Raw genomic sequence first — 18,135 nt, forward strand, 5'->3', positions numbered from 1 at the left:
CAATCGGACCTTAGTTCTTCGATTGACATTCGGCAAGCGACCCCGCAAGACCGGAAGAACTTCAGACCAATACCGTATTTCCATCTCAAGCAGCCCATCCGATTCTTTTCGACAACGGACTCCCGTGCAGAGACGGCACGGTCGCCCCGCGACCGGCGGGCGGCGACGCTAGTTCGCCGGGAGAAGCTCCCACAGGCGGTGGTCCCAGCCGATGTCGCGGACGGCGCGGACGCGCAGGCCCGCGCGGGCGGCGAGGTCGGTGATGTCCTGCTCGGAGCGCAGGCCGGAGCCGAACGCGGCCTTGAGGCGCAGGTGGTGGAGGGCGGCCTCGGCGTCCTCGGTGACCCCGGCCGGGCCCTCGACCAGCTCGGCCAGGAGCAGGACGCCGCCCTCCGCGAGTCCGGCCGCGTTCTCGGTGAGCGCGAGGACGGCGTCCTCGTCGGTGAGGACGTCGAGGGCCTTGACCAGCAGCACCCGCGTGTCGCCGGGCGGTACGGCGCCGCTGCGGGCGACGAGTTCGACGCGCGGCAGGACGTCGGACTCCAGCACGGTGTCCGCGACGGTCCGCAGCACGGACGGCAGCGCCGAGATCCGCACCCGCAGGCCGGGGCAGGCACGGACCAGGGTGTTGGCGACAGCCGCCGCGCCGCTGCCCGCGAGGGTGACCGACTCGGCGGCGGACCAGTCGTGGCCGGTGCGGATGCCGGGCGCGATCCAGGCGGCCTCGTCCTCGACGGCGGCGCGCGCCGACCCGCCCAGGTGCTCGTCGGCGGCGAGGGCGCCCGCGAGGGGCAGTCCGGTGGCGGTGCGGTAGCCGGGGCGCCCGGTGCGCAGCGCCTCGTGGAGTCCGGACAGCGACAGGTCGAACGCGGCCTGGGCGCCCGTCAGGTCGTACTCCTCCAGGGAGTGGTCGTCCTCGACGAGTTCCTCGCCGACCGGGGTGAGGCGGTAGCCGTCGGCGTCGAGGGCGAACACCTCCAGGTCGACGAGGTAGGTGAGCAGCGCGGACAGGGTGCGCTCCTCGGTGCCGGTGCGGGCGGCGAGGTCGGCGGCGGTGCGGACGCCCTGGTAGACGCTGTCGACCAGGCCGACGGTGACGGCGGAGCGGATCGCGAGGCCGGGGGCGAGGTCGGTCAGCTCGTGCAGCCGCTCGTGCGGGTCGGTCCCGTCGTCCTCCGGGACGTCCGCCGTCTCCTCGGGGCCCGCGGACGGCGCGGGGGCGGCCGGGTGCTGTTCGGCGCGGCGCCAGTAGCCGGTGATGTGGGTCTGTTCGCGCGGCACCTCGCGGTCGACGCGCAGGTGGCGGCGGATGCCCTTGAGGGTGACGCTCTCGCCCGCCGCCCACACGAACGGCCGGCCCTCGGGCCAGTCCATGGCGCGGACGGCGTCCTCCAGGAGGGTCGTCGTGCCGGCGGGCGCGCCGTGGCGGACCAGCCAGGTGATGTGGGCGTCTGCGGCGGTCGGCAGCTCCTGGCGGTGGCTGTCCTCGCCGACCTCGACGAAGACGTGCGCCACGGTGCCCGCGGGCATCTCGGCCAGCCAGCGGCCGATGGCGGGCAGGGCCGTCTCGTCGCCGATGACGAGGAGCCAGTCGGCGCCCTCGGGGTGCCGGTGCGACATCTTGGGTCCGGCGATCCAGGTGACGTCGCCGGGGCGGGCGGTCTGCGCCCACGTGGAGGCGACGCCGCCCGCGTGCTTCACGAAGTCGAAGTCGATCTCGCCGCGTTCGGTGTCGTGGCGGACCGGCGTGTAGTCCTTGGTCAGCGGCCGGGCGTCCTCGGGCCAGTCGAGGCTGGAGACGTTCTGGCCGGGCAGCACGGGCGTGTCGGCGCCGTCCTCGGCGAAGAAGAACTTGACGTGGTCGTCGAAGCCCTCGGTGCTCAGCTCCGGCAGGTCGAGGCCGTCCTTGTGGAACGCCCCGAGCTGCGGCCCGCCGAGCGTGACCCGGCGCATGCCCGGCGTGACGTCCCGGACGTTCAGCACGGTCAGCTCCCTCAGCACGATGGGGAACGTGACGACCGAGCGGGGGTTGCGGGACATACGGGCGGCTCCTTGGACATCCGGGCGGGCCCGCCCAGGCTAGGCGGGCCCGCGGGCCGCGCATCCAACCCTCCGTCCGGGTTCCTGGCACTCGGCGGGCGACCTGCGCGCGAGCGGCTGCCCCTCGGCGGCCTGGCTGCGGTGGGGCGGCGACCCCGGTGGTGGGGGGGTGGGCGGCGGCTTCGATGATCCGGCCCGGCGGCTTCGACCGGGCCCGCCGGTACGGCCGTACGGTGCGGCGGTGTCTCCTCTCCCCCACCCCCGCGCCCGGTCCCGCCCCGTCGACGCGGAGCTGCTGCGGCAGTGCCTGCGCGTGGCCCGCCCGCAGATCCTGAGAGCCGTCGCGTGGGCCGTCCTGCGCCAGTGCTCGTTCCTCGCCCTGCCCTGGCTGCTGGGGCTCGCCGTGGACTCGGCGGTGCGGCACGGCGATCCGGCGCGCGCGGCCTGGTACGCGGCGGCACTGGTCGGCGTCGCGGTCGCGGAGTACGCGGGCATGCGGGGCTGGCAGTTGTGGAGCAACCTCGCCGAGGCGGGGGCCGCCGCCTGGCTGCGGACGCGGCTGCTGCGCTCGGTGCTGGAGAACGCGGGCCGCCCGGCGGACCCCGCGGCCGAGGGGGCGGTCGCGTCCGGGGATCTGACGACGCGGGCCTCGCGGGACGTGGAGACCGTCGTGTACTGGGTGCACGGCCTCACCACCTGGGTGGTGATCGGGACGACGGTGCTGGTGCTGGTGCCGTCGCTGGCCCGGCTCGATCCGGCGCTGCTGCTGGTGGCCGCCGCCACGGTGCCGGTGCTGCTGCTGGTCAACCGGTTCTTCCCGCCGCTGTACGGGGCCCGCTCCGAGCGGCTGGCCCGCGCGCACGCCCGCCGGTCCGGCACGGTCGAGGAACTCCTGTCGGCGGTCCTGTCGTTGCGCGGGGTCGGCGCCGACCGGCTGATGGTGGCCCGCCACCACCGGCACAGCGCGGAGGTCACCCGGCACACGCTGCGGCTCGGCGCGGTGTCCTCCCTGTGGGAGGCGACCGCCTTCGCCGTCCCCCAACTCGCCGTCGTGGCAGGCCTGCTGATCGGTGGTCCGGCGGCCGTGGACAGCCGGATCACCGTCGGTCAGCTCACCACGTTCGTGCTGTGGATGGGCACGGTGTCGGTGGCCGTGTCGGCGGTCGTCAACCGGCTGGGCGACCGCACGGACGCGCGGGTCGCGGCGCGGCGCATCGCGGCGGTGCTCGACGCCGGGGAGGCCACCGCCCGAGGGGTCGCCTCCGGAGAAGTCGCCTCTGGAGCGGTCGATGCCGGGGAGGTCGCCTCCGGTGGGGGCGGATCGGGCCGTACGGCGGCTTCACCGGGCCCGGTGGCGGGGTCGAGGTCCGTCCAGGAGGGCGGCGGGGAGGGCGAGTTGGTGGTGCGGGGTCTCACGGTGCGGCGGCCGGGCCGGGCTCCGCTGGGGCCCCTCGACCTCACCGCGCGCCGGGGTGAGTGGATCACGCTGACCGGGCCCACGGGGAGCGGCAAGAGCGCCCTGCTGCGGGCTGTGGCCGGACTGCTGCTCGCCGCCGACGGCACCGTCACCCTCGGCGGTCGCCCCCTCGCCGAACTCCCGCCGCTCACCGTGGGGTTCGTGCCGGAGGCGCCCGTGCTGATGCGGGGCACCGTCACCGAGAACCTGCTCCTGACCGGCGACCACGCCCCCGAGGCCCTGACCGCGGCCTGCCGGGCGGCGGGCCTCGACCTGGCGCTCGCCGGACGGCCGGACGGCACCGGCACCCAGGTCGGCGAGCGGGGCCGCGCACTGTCCGGCGGCCAGCGGCAACTCGTCGCCCTCGCCCGCGCGTTGCTGCACCACAGCCCGGCCCTCCTGCTCGACGACACCACCTCCGCGCTGGACGCGGCCACCGAGACGGAGGTGCTGGCGCGGCTGCGCGCGGCGACCACCGGACAGGTCGTGGTGTTCGCCACCCACTCCCCCGCCGTACGCGCCCTCGCCGACCGCGAGATCACCCTGACCGCCCCGAGGACGGAACCCGTCCGTGTCTGAGAGCCCCGCCATGCCGAGCAGCCCCACCACGCCGAGCCCCTCCGGGCCGGCCCCTTCCGCGCCCCGCCCCTCCGTGCCGGGTCCCCGCGAGCCCGCCGACGCGGGGGCCCCGGCCGCCCCGGTCGTCCTGGGCGCGCTGCCCGACCAGCGGGCCGTGTTCCGGCGGGTGCTGCGCCTGGTGCCCGTGCGGCTGCGGCTCGCCGTCGCCGGGACCGCCGTCCTGAACCTGGCCGGGGCCGCCCTCGCGGTGGCGTCGACGGCCGTCACCGGACGGGTGGTCGACGCCGCCGCCGACCGCGACATGGACCTCCTCCTGCGGCGGCTCGCCCTGCTGGCGCTGCTCACGGTGCTGGCCGCCGCGCTGGTCTGGCTGTCGCGCACCACGCTCGTCCGGGTGGGCGAGCGCATCCTCGCCACGCTCCGGGACCGGGCGACGGCGGCGGTCGGCGCGGCGCCGCTGCGGTTCCTGGAACGGCACCGGGCGGGCGAGCTGCACCGCAGGCTCACCGGCGAGATCGCCGGGCTGGCCGCGTTCGCGGGCGGCACCCTGCCCGACCTGGTGTCCGCCGCGGCGGTCCTGGCGTTCACCGTCGTACTGCTCCTGCTCTCGTCCTGGCACCTGGCGCTGGCGCTGCTCGTCCTGTTCGTACCGCTCGCCCTTATGGTCGTACGGGCGTTCCACCGCCGGTCGGGACCGGCCTACGCCGGGCTGGCCGAGGCCGAGGCGGACGTCGCCGCCACGTTCGGGGAGTCGCTGCCCGCGCGGGAGCAGCTGTGGATCAGCGGGAGCGTGCCGCGCTGGCTGGAGCGGTTCGGCCGGGACACCGACCGGCTGCTCGACGCCCGCGTCGTCCAGGTCCGGGCCGACCTCGTGCTCAACCGGCTGGCGCTGGTGCAGGCCGGGGCGCTGGCGGTGCTGCTCGTCCTGAGCGCGGCGCTGATGGGGCGGGGGCTGCTCACCACCGGCACCGCCGTGGTGTTCGTCCTGGCGACGCGGGACATGCTGGCGCGCTCCGAGGACCTGGCGGGTTCGGTCGGGGACGCCCGTGAGGCGCACGTCCGCCTCGCCCGGCTGCTCGACCTGCTCACGGCCACGACACCGGCGGCACCACCGACGCCGTCGGCGCGGTCGGAATGGTCGGACGGGTCGGCGCGGTCGGCACCGAAGGCTCCCCCGGCTTCCGGCGTGCTGCCCGCGCGCGGTGAACTGCGTGCCGAGGGCGTCGTGTTCGCGCACGATCCCGGCGGTCGGGCGGTGCTGGACGGCCTCACCCTGACCGTGCGGCCGGGCGACCGGCTGGCCGTGGTCGGGGAGACCGGCTCGGGCAAGTCGACCCTCGGCAAGCTGCTGGCGGGCCTGTACCCGCCCGACCGGGGGCGGGTCACGTTCGCGGGCCACGACCTGGCCGACCTGAACCCGGACCAGCTGCGGCGGCGGATCGTCCTCGTGCCCCAGGAAGTCGCCCTGGTCGAGGGCACGTTGGCGGAGAACCTGGCGATGACGGCCGCCTCCCCCGACCGGGAGCGGATCACGGCCGGTCTCGGCCGACTGGGTCTGACGGCGTGGGCCGACGGCCTGCCGGACGGCCTGGACACGCCGCTCACCGACCGCGGGCTCTCGGCGGGCGAGCGGCAACTCGTGGCGATCGTACGGGCGTTCCTCACCGATCCGGCCGTACTCGTCCTCGACGAGGCGACCGCGGGCGTGGACCACGACACCGCCGCCCGTATCGAGGACGCCCTCGCGGCGGCCGGCGCGGACCGCACCCTGATCGTCATCGCCCACCGCGGCGACACCATCGCCCGCGCCACCCGGCGGCTGACGCTGCCGCGGGGCACCGAAGACGGGTGACCCGCGCGCACCCCGCGGCGGCCCAGGGTGCTCCGGTGATCCGGGGCGCCCGCCGTCGCGGGCGCGGCCCGGACGTGCCACGGCCCCGCCGCACTCGGGTGCGGGCGGGGCCGGTGGGGGGTGGCGTGCGGTGCGGGGGTTACTTGCCCGCGACGGCCTTCGCCAGGATCGGGGTCAGCTGCTCGACGACCCAGGGGGCGCTCAGCGCGTCCGGGTAGGCGAGGGCGGCGGCGAGCATGTTGTCCGAGGGGATGACCGCGTAGTGGTTGCCCTTGACGGCGCCCAGGGTCTTGAACAGCTTGTTGTTCTCCAGCTCCTTGGGGCTGATGACACCCCGGTCACCGAACGGGTAGGAGACGAGGAGGACGTCCGCGTCGAGCTGGTCGAGGTTCTCCAGGCTGATGCCGTTCTTGTCCGGCCCGTAGCTCTTCGCCTTGTCGGTCTTGGTGAAGCCGAGCTGTTCGAAGACGCCCGGGTCCTGGTCGGCGTAGGACATGAAGCTGATCTGCTCGGGGTGCGACACGGCGTACGTGTACGTCTTGCCCTTGAACTCCGGGTGCGCGGCGGCCGCGTCGGCGGTGGTCTTCTCGGTGGCCGCGATGACCTCCTCGGCCTTCTTCTCCAGACCCAGCGCCTTCGCGGCCGTCTTGAGACGGTCCTGCCAGGTCATGGTGTCGGCCTGCGCCTTGTCGGTGTAGGTGACGACCGGCGCGATCGGGGACAGCTTCGCGTAGTCCTTGTCCATCTCCCAGGTGTTGACGCCGAGGATGATGTCGGGCGCCTCCGCGGCGATGTCCTCGTAGGCGGTGCCGTCGGTGTCGTCGTACGTCTTCAGCTTGTCGACGCCGAGCTTGTCGAGGGCGCGCTGCTTGTACTCGGCGGGCTTGTCGCCGTCCTCGATGTCCGGGGTGATGACCGGGACGACGCCGAGGGCGAGGGCGATCGCGGTGTCGCCGTCGGAGACCGTGGCGACCTTGACGGGCTTCTTCTTCACCTCGCTGCTGCCCCAGGCACTCTTCAGCGAGACCGGGAAGGCGCCGCCGGCCGCGGCCTTGGGCTCCGCCGACGCGCTGTCGTCGTCGGAGGAGTCGCCGCCGCACGCGGCGACCAGGCTCAGGGACAGGGCTGCGGTCAGCGCGAGGACGCCGCGGCGGAGGTGACGGCCTCTGCCGTCGGTGAGGGTCAGCACGGGTGGTTCTCCTGGGTGGTGTCGAGGTGCCGCCGGCCCAGGGGGAAGATCTGGGGCCGGTCGGACCGGGGATGGGGTACGACCAGACAGTCGAGTCCGAAGACCTCGGCGACCGTCCGCTCGGTGAGGACCTCGTGGGGGGTGCCCTGCCGCACGATGCGGCCGTCGCGCATGGCGACGATCGTCGAGGCGTACAGGGCGGCCTGGTTGAGATCGTGGGAGACCAGGACGATGGTCTTTCCGGTCTGCTCGTTGAGGTCGGCGAGCAGGTCCATGACCTCGATCTGGTGGGCGATGTCGAGATAGGTGGTCGGCTCGTCCAGCAGCAGCGTCGGCGTCTCCTGGGCGAGGGCGAGCGCGATCCACACGCGCTGCCGCTGGCCGCCGGAGAGCTGGTCGACCGGCCGGTCGAGGAGGGCGGCGGTGCCGGTGGCCTCCAGCGCCTGCGCGATGACGAGGTCGTCGGCGGCGCTGCGGCGGCTGCCGAACCGCTGATGCGGGTGGCGGCCCCGCCAGACCAGGTCGCCGACGGTGATGGACTCCGGGGCGATGGGCGACTGCGGGAGGATGCCGAGGCGGCGGGCCACCTCGCGGGTCGGGAGGGCGTGGATGTCGCGGCCGTCCAGCAGGACCGTCCCGGCGGCGACCGGCAGCAGCCGGGCCAGGGACTTGAGCAGGGTCGACTTGCCGCAGGCGTTGGGGCCGACGAGCGCCGTGATGCGGCCCGGCGCGATCTCCAGGGAGAGGTCGGCGAGGACGGTGCGGCCGTCGTACCCGGCGGTGACCGAGCGGGCGGCGAGCGCCGGGGACGGCGCCGTGGAGACGGGGTTGCTCATGAGGAGGCTCCTGGTCTGCGCCGGAGGATCAGCCAGACGAAGTACGGGGCGCCGAACAGCGCCGTGAGGACACCGGTGGGCACGGGCGAGACCAGCGGGGCGTGCTGCGCGGCGACGTCCGCGCCGAGCACGATCGCCGCGCCGACCGGGACGGCGAGCGGGACGGCCCGGTCGGCGCCGACGAGCCGTACCGCGATGGGACCGGCGACGAGGGACACGAAACCGATGGGGCCGGTGACGCTGGTGGCCAGGGCCGCGGCGGCGGCGCCCAGCAGCAGCGCGCCGACGCGGGCCGCCGGGACCCGGGTGCCGAGTCCCGAGGCGAGCTGGTCGCCGAGGGACATCGCGCCGAGCGCCCGGGTCAGCGGCAGCGCGACGATCACGCACACGCCGAGCCCGACGGCGAGCTTGGTGACGCCGTCCCAGGTGGCGCCGCTGACGCTGCCGATGAGCCAGCGCATCACCTGGGCGAGGCTCTGCTCCCCGGCGGCGGTGAGGAGGTAGTTGACGTAGGCGGTGCACACCGCGGCCATGCCGATGCCGATGAGGACCAGCCGGTAGGTGTCGACCCGGCCGCCGCGCCTGCTCAGCGCGAGGACCAGCCCGACCATGGCGAACGCCCCGCCGATGGCGGCGGCTTCGACACCGAAGGCGAACGCGGGCGCGTACAGCAGCACGGTGACGGCGCCCGCGCCTGCGCCCGCCGAGATGCCGACGATGTCCGGGGTGGCCAGCGGGTTGCGGATCAGCCGCTGGTAGAGGGCGCCGGAGAGGCCGAACAGGGCGCCCGAGAGGAGCGCCGTGAGGGCGCGCGGGAAGCGGATGCCGTGCATGACGTAGTCCGCGAGCCCGGTGCGCAGACCGAACGCGGCGGGCAGCACGTCGGCGACGGTCATCCCGCGCAGACCGCCCAGCAGCAGCGACGCCGCCAGCAGGCCGAGCAGCACCACCGCGAGGGCCGCGGCCACGACGACCGTACGGCGTACGGCGGCACGGTGTGCGGCGCGCAGGCGGCGCACGGTGTCGGTGGTGGACGCGGGGAGGCCGGGGTCGTCGATGCTCGTGGGGAGGCCGGTGTCGGTGGTGGACTCGGCAGGAGAGCGGGGTGCGGGGGGCGGCGCCGGGGGCTCGGTGGGCCGGTCCCACGCCTGCGGGGTGCCGTCGTGGGACGGGGTCGCCTTGGGCACGCGGCTCACATCCGTACCAGGTCGCGGCGGCGGGCGAGCCACACGAAGAAGGGCACGCCGACGGCGGCCGTCATCACGGACACCTGGATCTCGCCGTGGTCCAGGACCAGTCGGCCCGCCGTGTCCGCGCCGACCAGGAGGCCCGCGCCGGTCGTCATGGCCAGCGGCAGCGCCCAGCGGTGGTCGGCGCCGACCAGCAGGCGCGCGCAGTGCGCGGCCACCAGGCCGACGAAGGCGACCGGGCCGACCGCCGCGGTGGCGGCGGCGCACAGCAGCACCGCGACGGTCGCAGCGGCGAGTTGGGCGCGCTCGACCCGGACGCCGAGACCGCGGGCGGTGTCGTCGCCGAGGGCGAGGATGTTGAGGGTGCGGCCGAGCGGCAGCGCGAGCAGCAGCCCGGTGACGGCGAACGGGGCGATCTCGTCGAGCACTTGGGAGCGCCCGGACAGCTGGCCGGTGGACCAGAAGCGCAGCGAGGAGTAGACGGCCTCGTCGCGGACGACCAGCAGGGTCACCAGGGAGGCGAGGACGGCGGCGACCGCGACACCGGCGAGGACCAGCCCGACGGTGCTGCTGCCCGCGTTGGTCCGGGTGCCGATCAGGTACACCAGGGCGGCGGAGCCCGCCGAACCGACCAGGGCCAGCCAGAAGTAGGAGCTGGCGTCCTGGGCGTCCAGGTAGAGGATGCCGAGGACGACGGCCATGGCCGCGCCCTGCTCCACGCCGAGGATGCCCGGGTCCGCGAGCGGATTGAGCGTCACCGCCTGCATGATGAGCCCGGACGCGCCGAGCGCCGCCCCGACCGCGAGACCCAGGAGGGTGCGGGGGATGCGTTCGGTCCACAGGACGTCGTGGTTGTAGCCGGACCCCCAGGGGTCCAGGACGATGTGCACGATCTCCGTCGGCGAGATGTCGCGGGCGCCGAGCCCGACACTGGCGAGCGCGATCACCACCAGGATCGGGACGGCCACGACCAGCGCGGTCGAGCCGCGTGCCGCACGGGTGCGCGCCGGGACGGCCTCGGGGGCGGCCTCGGGCGCCGGCACCGTCGGCGGGGCCAGTTGTTTCATGACGGTTCTGGGGCTCCTCACCTGCTCAATAGAGGTTAGGTTAGCCTTACCAACGCGAAGGCCGGTCCAATGGCGGAACCGGAGCAATCGCAGCGAGAGGTCAGATTGGGCCTCGCACACGAACAATGGGGGCGTACATGACCACGAGAACTCTGCGCAGCGTCCGTGACGTGACGGGCACCGCGGGGCGTTCCGGGGCGGCGTCGAGGGCCGTGCCGGGGCCCGTTCCGGGTACGGCGGCGGGGTCCGCCGGGACCGCGCCGGGGGGTGGTCCCGCGCAGGCCGTGCTCGTGGACGACTGTTTCGTCACCGCGGGCGGGCACCCGCCGCACGTCCACACCTTCCACCAGTTCCTGTACCCGGCGCTGGGCCGGATCACGGTGTCCGCGCTGGGCCGCGAGCACGAGCTGTCGGCGTCGGTGGCGCTGTGGATCCCCGCGGGGATCGAACACGGGGCACGGTTCAGCCCGGACGCGCTGATCGTGGTGGAGAACTTCGACGCGGAACGGTTCGCCCTGCACACCGGGCGGCCCACACCCGTCAACGTCACCGAGCAGCAGCGGCTGTTGCTGCTCGGCCGGACCCGGACCTCGGGCGCGGAGCACGACGACCCCGAGGTGTTCGCCGCGCTGTCGGCCGCCCACCCCGACAGCCTGCCGCTGCCGCAGCCCATCACCCCGGCCGCGCTGGCGGTGGCCCGCGCGCTCACCAAGTCCCCCGACGACGCCCGTACGGCCACGGAGTGGGCCGCCGAGCTGTACACCAGCTCGACGAGTCTGCGGCGCGCGTTCCGCGCGGAGACCGGCATGGCCTTCTCCGAGTGGCGCACCCGCCTCCGGCTGAACCAGTCCCTGCCCCTCCTGGACCAGGGCCAGTTGGTCAGCGTCGTCGCCTCCCGCGTCGGCTTCGTCAGCGCCAACGGCTACATCCTGGCCTTCCGCCGCCACTTCGGCCGCACCCCGGGGGCGTACGTACGGGAGTCACAGGAGCGGTACGCGTAGGGCGGCCTCCGGGGGGCGGTCGACCAGACGACCCGTCAGCCGTACGAGGTCGGGCAGGCGCAGGACTCGACCGCCGGAGCCGGGCAGGGGGACGTGGAGGGGCGCGGTCCAGCGCGTGGGAATCGCGTCGAGGCCGTAGCGGGCTCCCGCGAGGCCCCCGGTGACGGCGGCCACGGTGTCGGTGTCGCCGCCGAGGTCGACGGCGGCGCGCAGCGCGTCCTCGAAGGTCGTGGTGGTGCGCAGGGCCCAGACGGCGGAGCCGAGGCAGGGCCAGACCGCGCCGTTGAACTCCGTCGCCCGGTCGGGATGCCAGTCCGGGGCGAGGACGGCGGCGTACCGCGCGCGCTGGTCGGCGGGGACGTGGGCCAGCGCGTCGGGGACGGCCGCGACGGGGTCGCTGCCCGCGAGGGCGACCCGGACCAGGTCGTGGAAGAGGGCGGTGCCCTCCCGGGGGGCGGGGTCTCCGTGGGTGAGGGCGGCGATCCGGCGGGCCGCGTCGCGGGTGGCGGCGCGTCCGGCGGGGGCGAAGTGCACGGCGGAGGGGGTGGCCCGCATCAGGGAGCCGTTGCCCGCCGCCCGCAGGTTGGTGCGGTAGTGGGCGTCGGCGGCCCGGTCCCAGGGCAGGCCGCCGGTGAGGACGTCCTCGGTCTGGAGGCCGATGTCCTTCGGGTCGGCCGCCGCCCAGCGCCGGAACCGGTCGAAGACGTCGGCCGGGTCGAGCGCGCCGCGCTCGACCAGCGACTCGGCGACCAGGACGGCCATCTGCGTGTCGTCGGTGGCCTCGCCTGGATCCCAACCGCCCCCGCCGCACATCTCGCCGCCGCTTCCCGGCCGTGGAAAGCGGGCCGAGAAGGCGCCCTCTGGCCCGAACTCGAAGGGTGCGCCCAGCGCGTCCCCGACCGCCGAACCCACGACCGCTCCCACCGCCCGGTCCATGCCGTCCACGCCGTCCATGCGCGCAGGCTACCGGCCGGTCGTCGGCGAGCCGACGGGACGGGCGCCTGCCTGCCCGGATCGCTTCCGGGCCTCTCCCCCGGCCAGAACCCGCCCCGCCTCCTCCCGCCCCGCGCGACGAGCCGAGCCGCGCGACACTGGAGGGGCCGTGTGGGGGTCGCCTCCGGGCGGTCGGTGCGGTGTGTGCCGGCTGGTCGGGGTGTGCGGGTCGGGGGTGGGGCGGTCGCGGAGAGGAGTGTTCATGGCGGGCCGGGTGTCGCTCGCCGCGGTGTCGCGTTCCGGGCGGCACGCGGCGCATGTCACCGTCGCGGCGGCGGCCGGGTTCTATCCGGCGCTGTATCTCCTGGACCGGCCGGTGGCGGGGGTGTACGCGCTGTTCGCGCCGATCGCGCTCGGGGTGCTGTCGCCGGTGCCGGGTGCGGGGCGGGGGCGGGCGGTGACGGTGCTGCGGGCGCTGCCGTTCGCCGCCGCGCTGGTCGCCCTCGGCACCGTACTGGCGGTGACGACGTGGGCGGCGGTGGCGGGGATGCTCGTCGTGGGGTTCGCGCTGACGTTCGGGATCGCGTGCGGGCCCCGGCTGGCGGGGACGGTGCCGGGGCTCCAGCTGTTCTACATCCTGGCCTGCTTCCCGCCGTACGAGCCGGGGACGCTGCCGGAGCGGCTGGTCGGGCTGGCCGTGGGCGGGGCGCTGCTCGCCCTGTTGGAGGTGCTGTTCCCGGACGCGCCGCAGCCGTCGTACCGGGGGCGGATCGCGGACGCGCTGGACGTGGCGGCGGGGGCGTCCGCCGGGATCGCACGGGACGGGCGGTCGGACCCGGCGGGGGCGGTGCGGCTGCGGGAGGTGGGGCGGGGGCTGCGGTTCTCGCAGGCGCCCGCCGGGGCCCGGCCGACCGGGGCGGGCCGCGCGGACCGGGCGCTCGCGCAGGCCGGGTCGGCGACGCGGCGGCTGCTGGACCAGTTGGCGGTGCTGGCCGGGCACGCGGCCGTGCGTCCCGACCCGGCGGCGGCGGACCTGCTGCGCGGCGTGGCGGCCGACTGCGCGCGGAGCGCGGCGGCGCTGCGGCGGGGGCGGCCGTGCGGGGGGCCGGAGCTGCTGGAGGAGATGGTCGCGGAGTTCCTGGCGGCGCGGGGCAGGGCCGCCGGGGGGCGGGTGCCGGTGCCGCACGGGACGCTGACGCGCCAGTCGACGGTGCTGACGGCCGCGGTGTCGGCGGTGACCGTGCGGACGGCGGCCGTGCTGGCGCTGGGCGGGCGGCGGACGCTGTACGGGCTGCCGCGCGAGCAGTTCTGGTACGCGGCGTCGGGCACGGTGCGGCTGTGGCTCGTGCGGGTGTCGGGGAATCTGACGCGGCACTCGGTCGTCTTCCAGAACGCGCTGCGCACGGCGGTCGGGCTGGCGCTGGCGCGGCTGGTGGCCGGTTCGCTCGACCTGTCGCACGGCTTCTGGGTGCTGCTGGCGGTGCTGACCCTGGGGCGCACCACGGCGGGCGCGACCTGGTCGGCGGTGCGGCTCGCCGCGGCGGGGACGCTGGCGGGGGCGTTCGCGGCGGGGCTGCTGATCGTGGGCGCGGGCGGCGCCACCGACGTGTACGCGGTCCTGCTGGTGCCGATGATGCTGATCGCGTTCACGCTGGGGCCGCTGGGTGGACCGGCCTGGGCGCAGGGGCTGTTCACGCTGGTCGTGTCCACGGCGTTCGCGCAGATCGCGCCGGTGACGTGGCGGCTGGCGGAGGCCCGGCTGATCGACGTGCTGACCGGCAGCGCGGTCGGTCTGCTGTGCGGGCTGATCGCGTGGCCCGCGGGGGCGCGCGCGGAGATCCGGTACAGCATGGCGGCGCTGCTGCGGTCCGCGGCGCCGGTGGTACGGGCGACCACGGCGGCGGTGACCGGCGGCGACGGGCCCGCCGTACGGCCGGAGGCGGCTTCTTCGGCGGACACGGTGCGGGCGCCCGGGGGGCGGTCGGCGGAGACGCTGCACCGGCTGCGGATCGCGGAGGCCGCCTACGCGCAGTACCGCACGGAGCCCGCCGCGTCCGCCCCGGACCGTGACCACGACTGGCTCGCCGTGCTCAACTACGGTGCGCGCGCCATGGTCGGCGCCTACTGGCTGCCCCGCACGGACCGGATGTCCGAGGTGCCGCCCGCCGCGCTGCGCTGGGCGCGCGAGGCGACGGAGGACCTGGCGGACGCGACGGTCCGGGCGGCGGCGTTCCCGGCGGGCGGGGTCCGGGTCCGCCCGGCTCCGCTGCCCCCGACGGTGGCCGCGCGGGTCCCCGCCCACCTGCTGCCGCTGCTCACCGACGTGGAGGTGTGGCTGCGCGCGCTGGCGGCGGACCTGGAGGCGGGCGCCGCCGATCACGCGGTACGGCGCGACGGTGCCCCGGCGCCCGCCTGAGAACGGGCGCCGGGGCCCCAGGCTGACGAGGCGGGTCATCCGGCCGCGCGGACCTCGCTGCCGTCGGGGAGGCGGCCCCTGACCTCGGCGCGGGTGCCCTCGTCGGCGCGTACGGCGAGGAAGCGTCCGTCCGCGGCCTCGCGGCGGGGCGCGTCGGTCTCGACGCGGGCGACGGACCGGCTGCCCGCGGCGAGCAGGTACCAGGAACCGGAGGGGGCCCGCCAGCGGGTGTCGGCGAGCACGTCCTGACCGAAGCGGCTGCACTCGGCGGTGTCGCGCCGTACCCCGGCGGGGCGGGCGGGGCCGCCGTCGGGGCCGAGGAACAGGTACTCGACCTGTCCGGGGCCGCGCCAGGTGTCGGCCCGTGCGCAGACCCAGGTGCCCTGTCCGGCGCGTTCGGGCAGCGGCTGGGTGGCGAACACCCAGTGGTTGACGGCGCGTACGCCCTGGTCGTGCAGCCCGTCGAGGCGGCAGGCGCCGCGCGCCCAGCCCTGGAGTCCGGCCGGGCCGGTGGCCTCCTGGGGCGGGCGCGGGCGGACGCCGCGGGTCGGGGCGGGCATGTAGGTGAGGTGCGCGGGCGACAGGCCGCCGAGGTCGGCGAGGAGGAAGGCGTGGTCCTCCACGATCCGTGCGGAGGACCGCAGTTGGACGACCGGGCGGCTGCGGCACTCCCCTGCCGCGGGCGGCAGCGGCAGGGGGGCGGTGACGCCGTCGTCGGAGCGCTCGACGGCACGGACGGGTGTGTCGGGTGCCAGCAGGTCGCGGACGCCGGCCTCCGCGATCCACGGCGCGAGCAGCAGCCGTACGGAGTCGGGGGTGCGGGAGACGACGAGGGCGGCGGCCGTCGTGACGTCGGCGCCGTCGGTGAGGGCGGCGACCAGTTCGGGCGGTGTGTCGCCGCGCAGGGGCTCGCTGTAGCGGACAGTGGTGAGGCCGTCCTGGAGGACGACGACCGCGCGGCCGTCGACGTCGGCGGCGTACAGCAGGTGCGGCGGCCGTCCGGTGCCGGTGGCGGCGGCTCCGGGCTCCGCCGTACGGCGTCCCCGCCACGCCGGGTCCGCCCATGCCTTCAGCGCGCGGGCCAGGAGCGGCCGGTCCCCGGCGCGGGCGCCGCGGGCGGGCCAGGCGGTGAAGTCGACGCGGGCGGTGTCGGCCCACACGTCGGCCGGGGTGCGCACGAGCTGGTCGACGCGGGTGACGCGGGAGACGGGGGCGGGCCGCCCGTCGTCCACGGCACGGTCACCGCCACCCCCGCCGCCGTCGGTGACGCCGGGCAGGGTGAGCGCGGCGGCCGTGACGGCGGCGGTCAGCAGCAGGGCGGCCGTCCCGGCGGCACGCATCCGGTGCCTGCGCCGCAGGAGGTCGGTGGGGCGCGCGTGCAGGAGACAGGGGTCGAACTCGGCGGCGAGGAGGACGGGAGCCGGGGGGTCGGCGGGCCGGTCCGCGTCGCTGTCGGTGTCGGGGTCCGGCGGTGCGGGCGGGAGCCCGGCAGGGTCGGCCCGGTCGGCGGAGGGGTCGCTCGCGGGAGCGGCGGAGGGCACGTGCGGCGGCGCGGGGGGTGCGTCGGCCGCGGACTCGGGGGTGGACCGGGGGGCGGTGGTGGGGGCGTCGGGGGGTGTCGACGGCTGTGCGTCGGCTGCGGGAGCGGCCGGTGATCCGGCTGCCGGTACGGCCGGTGGCCGGGGCGGCTCGGGTGCCGGGAGGTCGGCGGGCGTGGTCGTGGCGGCGAGCGTGTGCGCGGCTTCGAGGGCCCGCTCGGGGTCGTCGACTCCGGTGTCGCGCAGGACCCGGACGGCCTCGTCGGGTCGGAGCCGCTCCAGTTGCAGGAGGGCGAAGGCGGCCCGGACCGGCCAGTCGGCCTCCGCGAGGGCGCGGTCCAGGAGCAGTTCGTCGGCGCCGCCGGACTGGGGGAAGACCCGCAGCCCCCACACGGCGGGGAGGTTGCGGCGCGCCCAGGGGCGGGCCAGCGGCCGTCCGGAGCGGGTGTCGTGGGCGCGGGCCGCCCGCAGCGCGCGGGTGCGCAGCGCGTCGTAGGCGTCGGCGCCTTCGACGGCGCCGGGGGTGCCGGTCCCGTCGGCGGGCTCCGGGGTGCGACCCGGTATGGCCAGCCCGCGGTGGGGCAGCGTGCCCTGCACGACGCGGTGGGCGGTGAGGACCCGCCCGTGGCGGCCGGAGCGGCGGGGCAGGGTGACGTAGACGAGACGGACCAACTGGGCGTAGTGCTCCACGAGAGCGGCCTCCGCGTGCTCGACATCGAGCAGGCGGAGGCCGCTGTGCTGGGGCGCCGTACGACGCTTCGACATGATCGTTCGCTCTTCCGGTGGACGGGGGTGATTCCGTTCGTACGGTCAAACGAGTGATCTTCGACGTCGTCACTTGGTCTGTGCCGTCGGCATGTTGCCACCGGCCCGCCCAGGGGTGCGGGCCGGTGGGTCAGGAGGCCGTCGGGCGTCGGTCAGGAGAGGCCGAGGACGTCCATGGTGCGGTCCGCCATGCGGCGTTGGCCGAGGGCGTTGGGGTGGACGGGGACGAGGCTGCCGCCGAAGAGGAGGGGTTCGACCCAGCGGGTGCCGGGGGGCGCGCAGGCGTCCCGTCCTTCGGAGGCGGTGGCGAAGTCGACGTAGGTGGCGCCCGCTTCCTGCGCGGCGCGGCGGACGGTGTCGTTGAGGTGGGCCTGGATGCCGCGCAGGTAGGGCACGTCGCCGGAGGCGACGGGGACCTTGGCGAAGCAGGACGGGTCGGCGGTGGCGGGCACGATCCACGGGTAACCGAGCACGGCGACGCGGGCGTTGGGCGCCTTGGCGCGGACGGCGGCGAGCGCGGACCGGAGGGCGGGGTAGGTGCTGGCGTCGATCTCGTCGGTGAACGAGGTGCCGTTGCGGTCCTTGCAGGGGCTGCCCCGGCCGCCGCTGAGGACGCCTGCGGTGGCGCAGGCCGTGACGGCGCCGACGAAGGTGTTGTTGTCGTTGCCGCCGATGGTGAGGGTGACGAGGTCGGTGCCGGTGCCGAGGGCGTTCACCTGCGGGCCGACGCCGGGGTACTGGGAGTTGGTGAAGTCCTTGGTCTGGGCGGCGCCGCAGGTGACGTCCTTGAGGCGGGCGCCCGTGCGGGAGGCGATCACGTGGGGGTAGTTGGCCTTGGAGCGCAGGCAGATCAGGGGCGTGGGGTCCACGGGCAGGACACCGGAACCTGCGCTGTAACTGTCGCCGAGGGCCGCGTAGTCGAGGGGTGCGGCGGCCTGGGCGGGGGTGCCGGTGAGGCCGAGGACGAGCGCGCCGACGGCGGCGAGTGCCGCGGCCGTGAAGCGGCGCAGGGGGGAGTACGGCATGTGCTCTCGATTCTCGGGAGGGGGGACACGGCGGAGGCGGGCGGCGCGGTGCCCGCGGGCGCACGGTCACGAGGAAGGAGCGGCTCGAGCAGGGGTGGGGGGGAAACATGGGGAATGGGGTCACTCGGGCGGTGATGCGCCGAGTGACCTGAAGATACGGCTACTTGAGGGTTCTACCGATTAGTAATGTGCAGGCGTCACGGAGTGGCGTCAACCTGGCTGACCGAAGTTCTCGCCTCCACGCCGAA

The 18,135-nt window shown here is 75.8% G+C and carries 12 protein-coding genes; 4 read left to right on the top strand and 8 right to left on the bottom strand.

Annotated elements, in window-relative coordinates:
* Positions 1-168: 168 nt before the first annotated feature.
* Positions 169-2,040 carry an SIP domain-containing protein gene (locus ACIQPQ_RS09375; RefSeq protein WP_401301854.1) on the bottom strand — a complete coding sequence of 624 codons (1,872 nt, stop codon included), beginning with the start codon at positions 2,038-2,040 and terminating at the stop codon, positions 169-171.
* Positions 2,041-2,281: 241 nt separating this feature from the next.
* On the opposite strand from ACIQPQ_RS09375, the gene ACIQPQ_RS09380 reads away from it, so the two are divergent.
* On the top strand, positions 2,282-4,075 hold the full coding sequence (locus tag ACIQPQ_RS09380; protein WP_401301857.1) for an ATP-binding cassette domain-containing protein: 1,794 nt from the start codon (positions 2,282-2,284) through the stop codon (positions 4,073-4,075).
* Positions 4,068-5,927 (top strand): ABC transporter ATP-binding protein, encoded by a 1,860-nt coding sequence (locus ACIQPQ_RS09385; protein ID WP_401301860.1) that lies wholly within the window; start codon positions 4,068-4,070, stop codon positions 5,925-5,927. The genes ACIQPQ_RS09380 and ACIQPQ_RS09385 overlap by 8 nt, the downstream gene beginning before the upstream one ends.
* A gap of 139 nt (positions 5,928-6,066) precedes the next feature.
* Here ACIQPQ_RS09385 and ACIQPQ_RS09390 read toward each other — a convergent pair whose 3' ends face one another.
* From ACIQPQ_RS09390 to ACIQPQ_RS09405, 4 genes are read right to left on the bottom strand one after another with little or no spacing between them, the layout of a single operon-like run.
* Complete coding sequence (locus ACIQPQ_RS09390) at positions 6,067-7,116, bottom strand: ABC transporter substrate-binding protein (RefSeq protein WP_401301863.1); 1,050 nt, start codon at positions 7,114-7,116, stop codon at positions 6,067-6,069.
* Complete coding sequence (locus ACIQPQ_RS09395; protein ID WP_401301865.1) at positions 7,110-7,952, bottom strand: ABC transporter ATP-binding protein; 843 nt, start codon at positions 7,950-7,952, stop codon at positions 7,110-7,112. The genes ACIQPQ_RS09390 and ACIQPQ_RS09395 overlap by 7 nt, the downstream gene beginning before the upstream one ends.
* Complete coding sequence (locus tag ACIQPQ_RS09400) at positions 7,949-9,139, bottom strand: FecCD family ABC transporter permease (RefSeq protein ID WP_401301868.1); 1,191 nt, start codon at positions 9,137-9,139, stop codon at positions 7,949-7,951. Before ACIQPQ_RS09400 ends, ACIQPQ_RS09395 begins: the two co-directional genes overlap by 4 nt.
* 5 nt (positions 9,140-9,144) lie before the next feature.
* Positions 9,145-10,209 (bottom strand): FecCD family ABC transporter permease, encoded by a 1,065-nt coding sequence (locus ACIQPQ_RS09405; protein ID WP_401301871.1) that lies wholly within the window; start codon positions 10,207-10,209, stop codon positions 9,145-9,147.
* 137 nt (positions 10,210-10,346) lie between these two features.
* Here ACIQPQ_RS09405 and ACIQPQ_RS09410 point away from each other — a divergent pair, with 137 nt between their 5' ends.
* Complete coding sequence (locus tag ACIQPQ_RS09410; RefSeq protein WP_401301874.1) at positions 10,347-11,210, top strand: helix-turn-helix domain-containing protein; 864 nt, start codon at positions 10,347-10,349, stop codon at positions 11,208-11,210.
* Here the strand turns inward: ACIQPQ_RS09410 and ACIQPQ_RS09415 are convergent.
* Positions 11,190-12,164 carry an ADP-ribosylglycohydrolase family protein gene (locus ACIQPQ_RS09415; protein WP_401301877.1) on the bottom strand — a complete coding sequence of 325 codons (975 nt, stop codon included), beginning with the start codon at positions 12,162-12,164 and terminating at the stop codon, positions 11,190-11,192. The two genes, ACIQPQ_RS09410 and ACIQPQ_RS09415, sit on opposite strands and share 21 nt — an antisense overlap.
* 241 nt (positions 12,165-12,405) lie before the next feature.
* On the opposite strand from ACIQPQ_RS09415, the gene ACIQPQ_RS09420 reads away from it, so the two are divergent.
* The gene (locus ACIQPQ_RS09420; protein ID WP_401301880.1) at positions 12,406-14,559 is read left to right on the top strand and encodes an FUSC family protein; all 2,154 of its coding nucleotides are present in this window, start codon (positions 12,406-12,408) and stop codon (positions 14,557-14,559) included.
* Positions 14,560-14,594: 35 nt separating this feature from the next.
* Here the strand turns inward: ACIQPQ_RS09420 and ACIQPQ_RS09425 are convergent, their stop codons facing one another.
* Positions 14,595-16,862, bottom strand: coding sequence for a hypothetical protein (locus ACIQPQ_RS09425; RefSeq protein WP_401301883.1), 2,268 nt, complete (start codon positions 16,860-16,862; stop codon positions 14,595-14,597).
* 152 nt (positions 16,863-17,014) lie between these two features.
* Positions 17,015-17,887 (bottom strand): SGNH/GDSL hydrolase family protein, encoded by an 873-nt coding sequence (locus tag ACIQPQ_RS09430; protein ID WP_401301885.1) that lies wholly within the window; start codon positions 17,885-17,887, stop codon positions 17,015-17,017.
* Positions 17,888-18,135: the final 248 nt, after the last annotated feature.

This window comes from Streptomyces sp. NPDC091281, assembly GCF_044757425.1.
GTDB lineage: Bacteria > Actinomycetota > Actinomycetes > Streptomycetales > Streptomycetaceae > Streptomyces.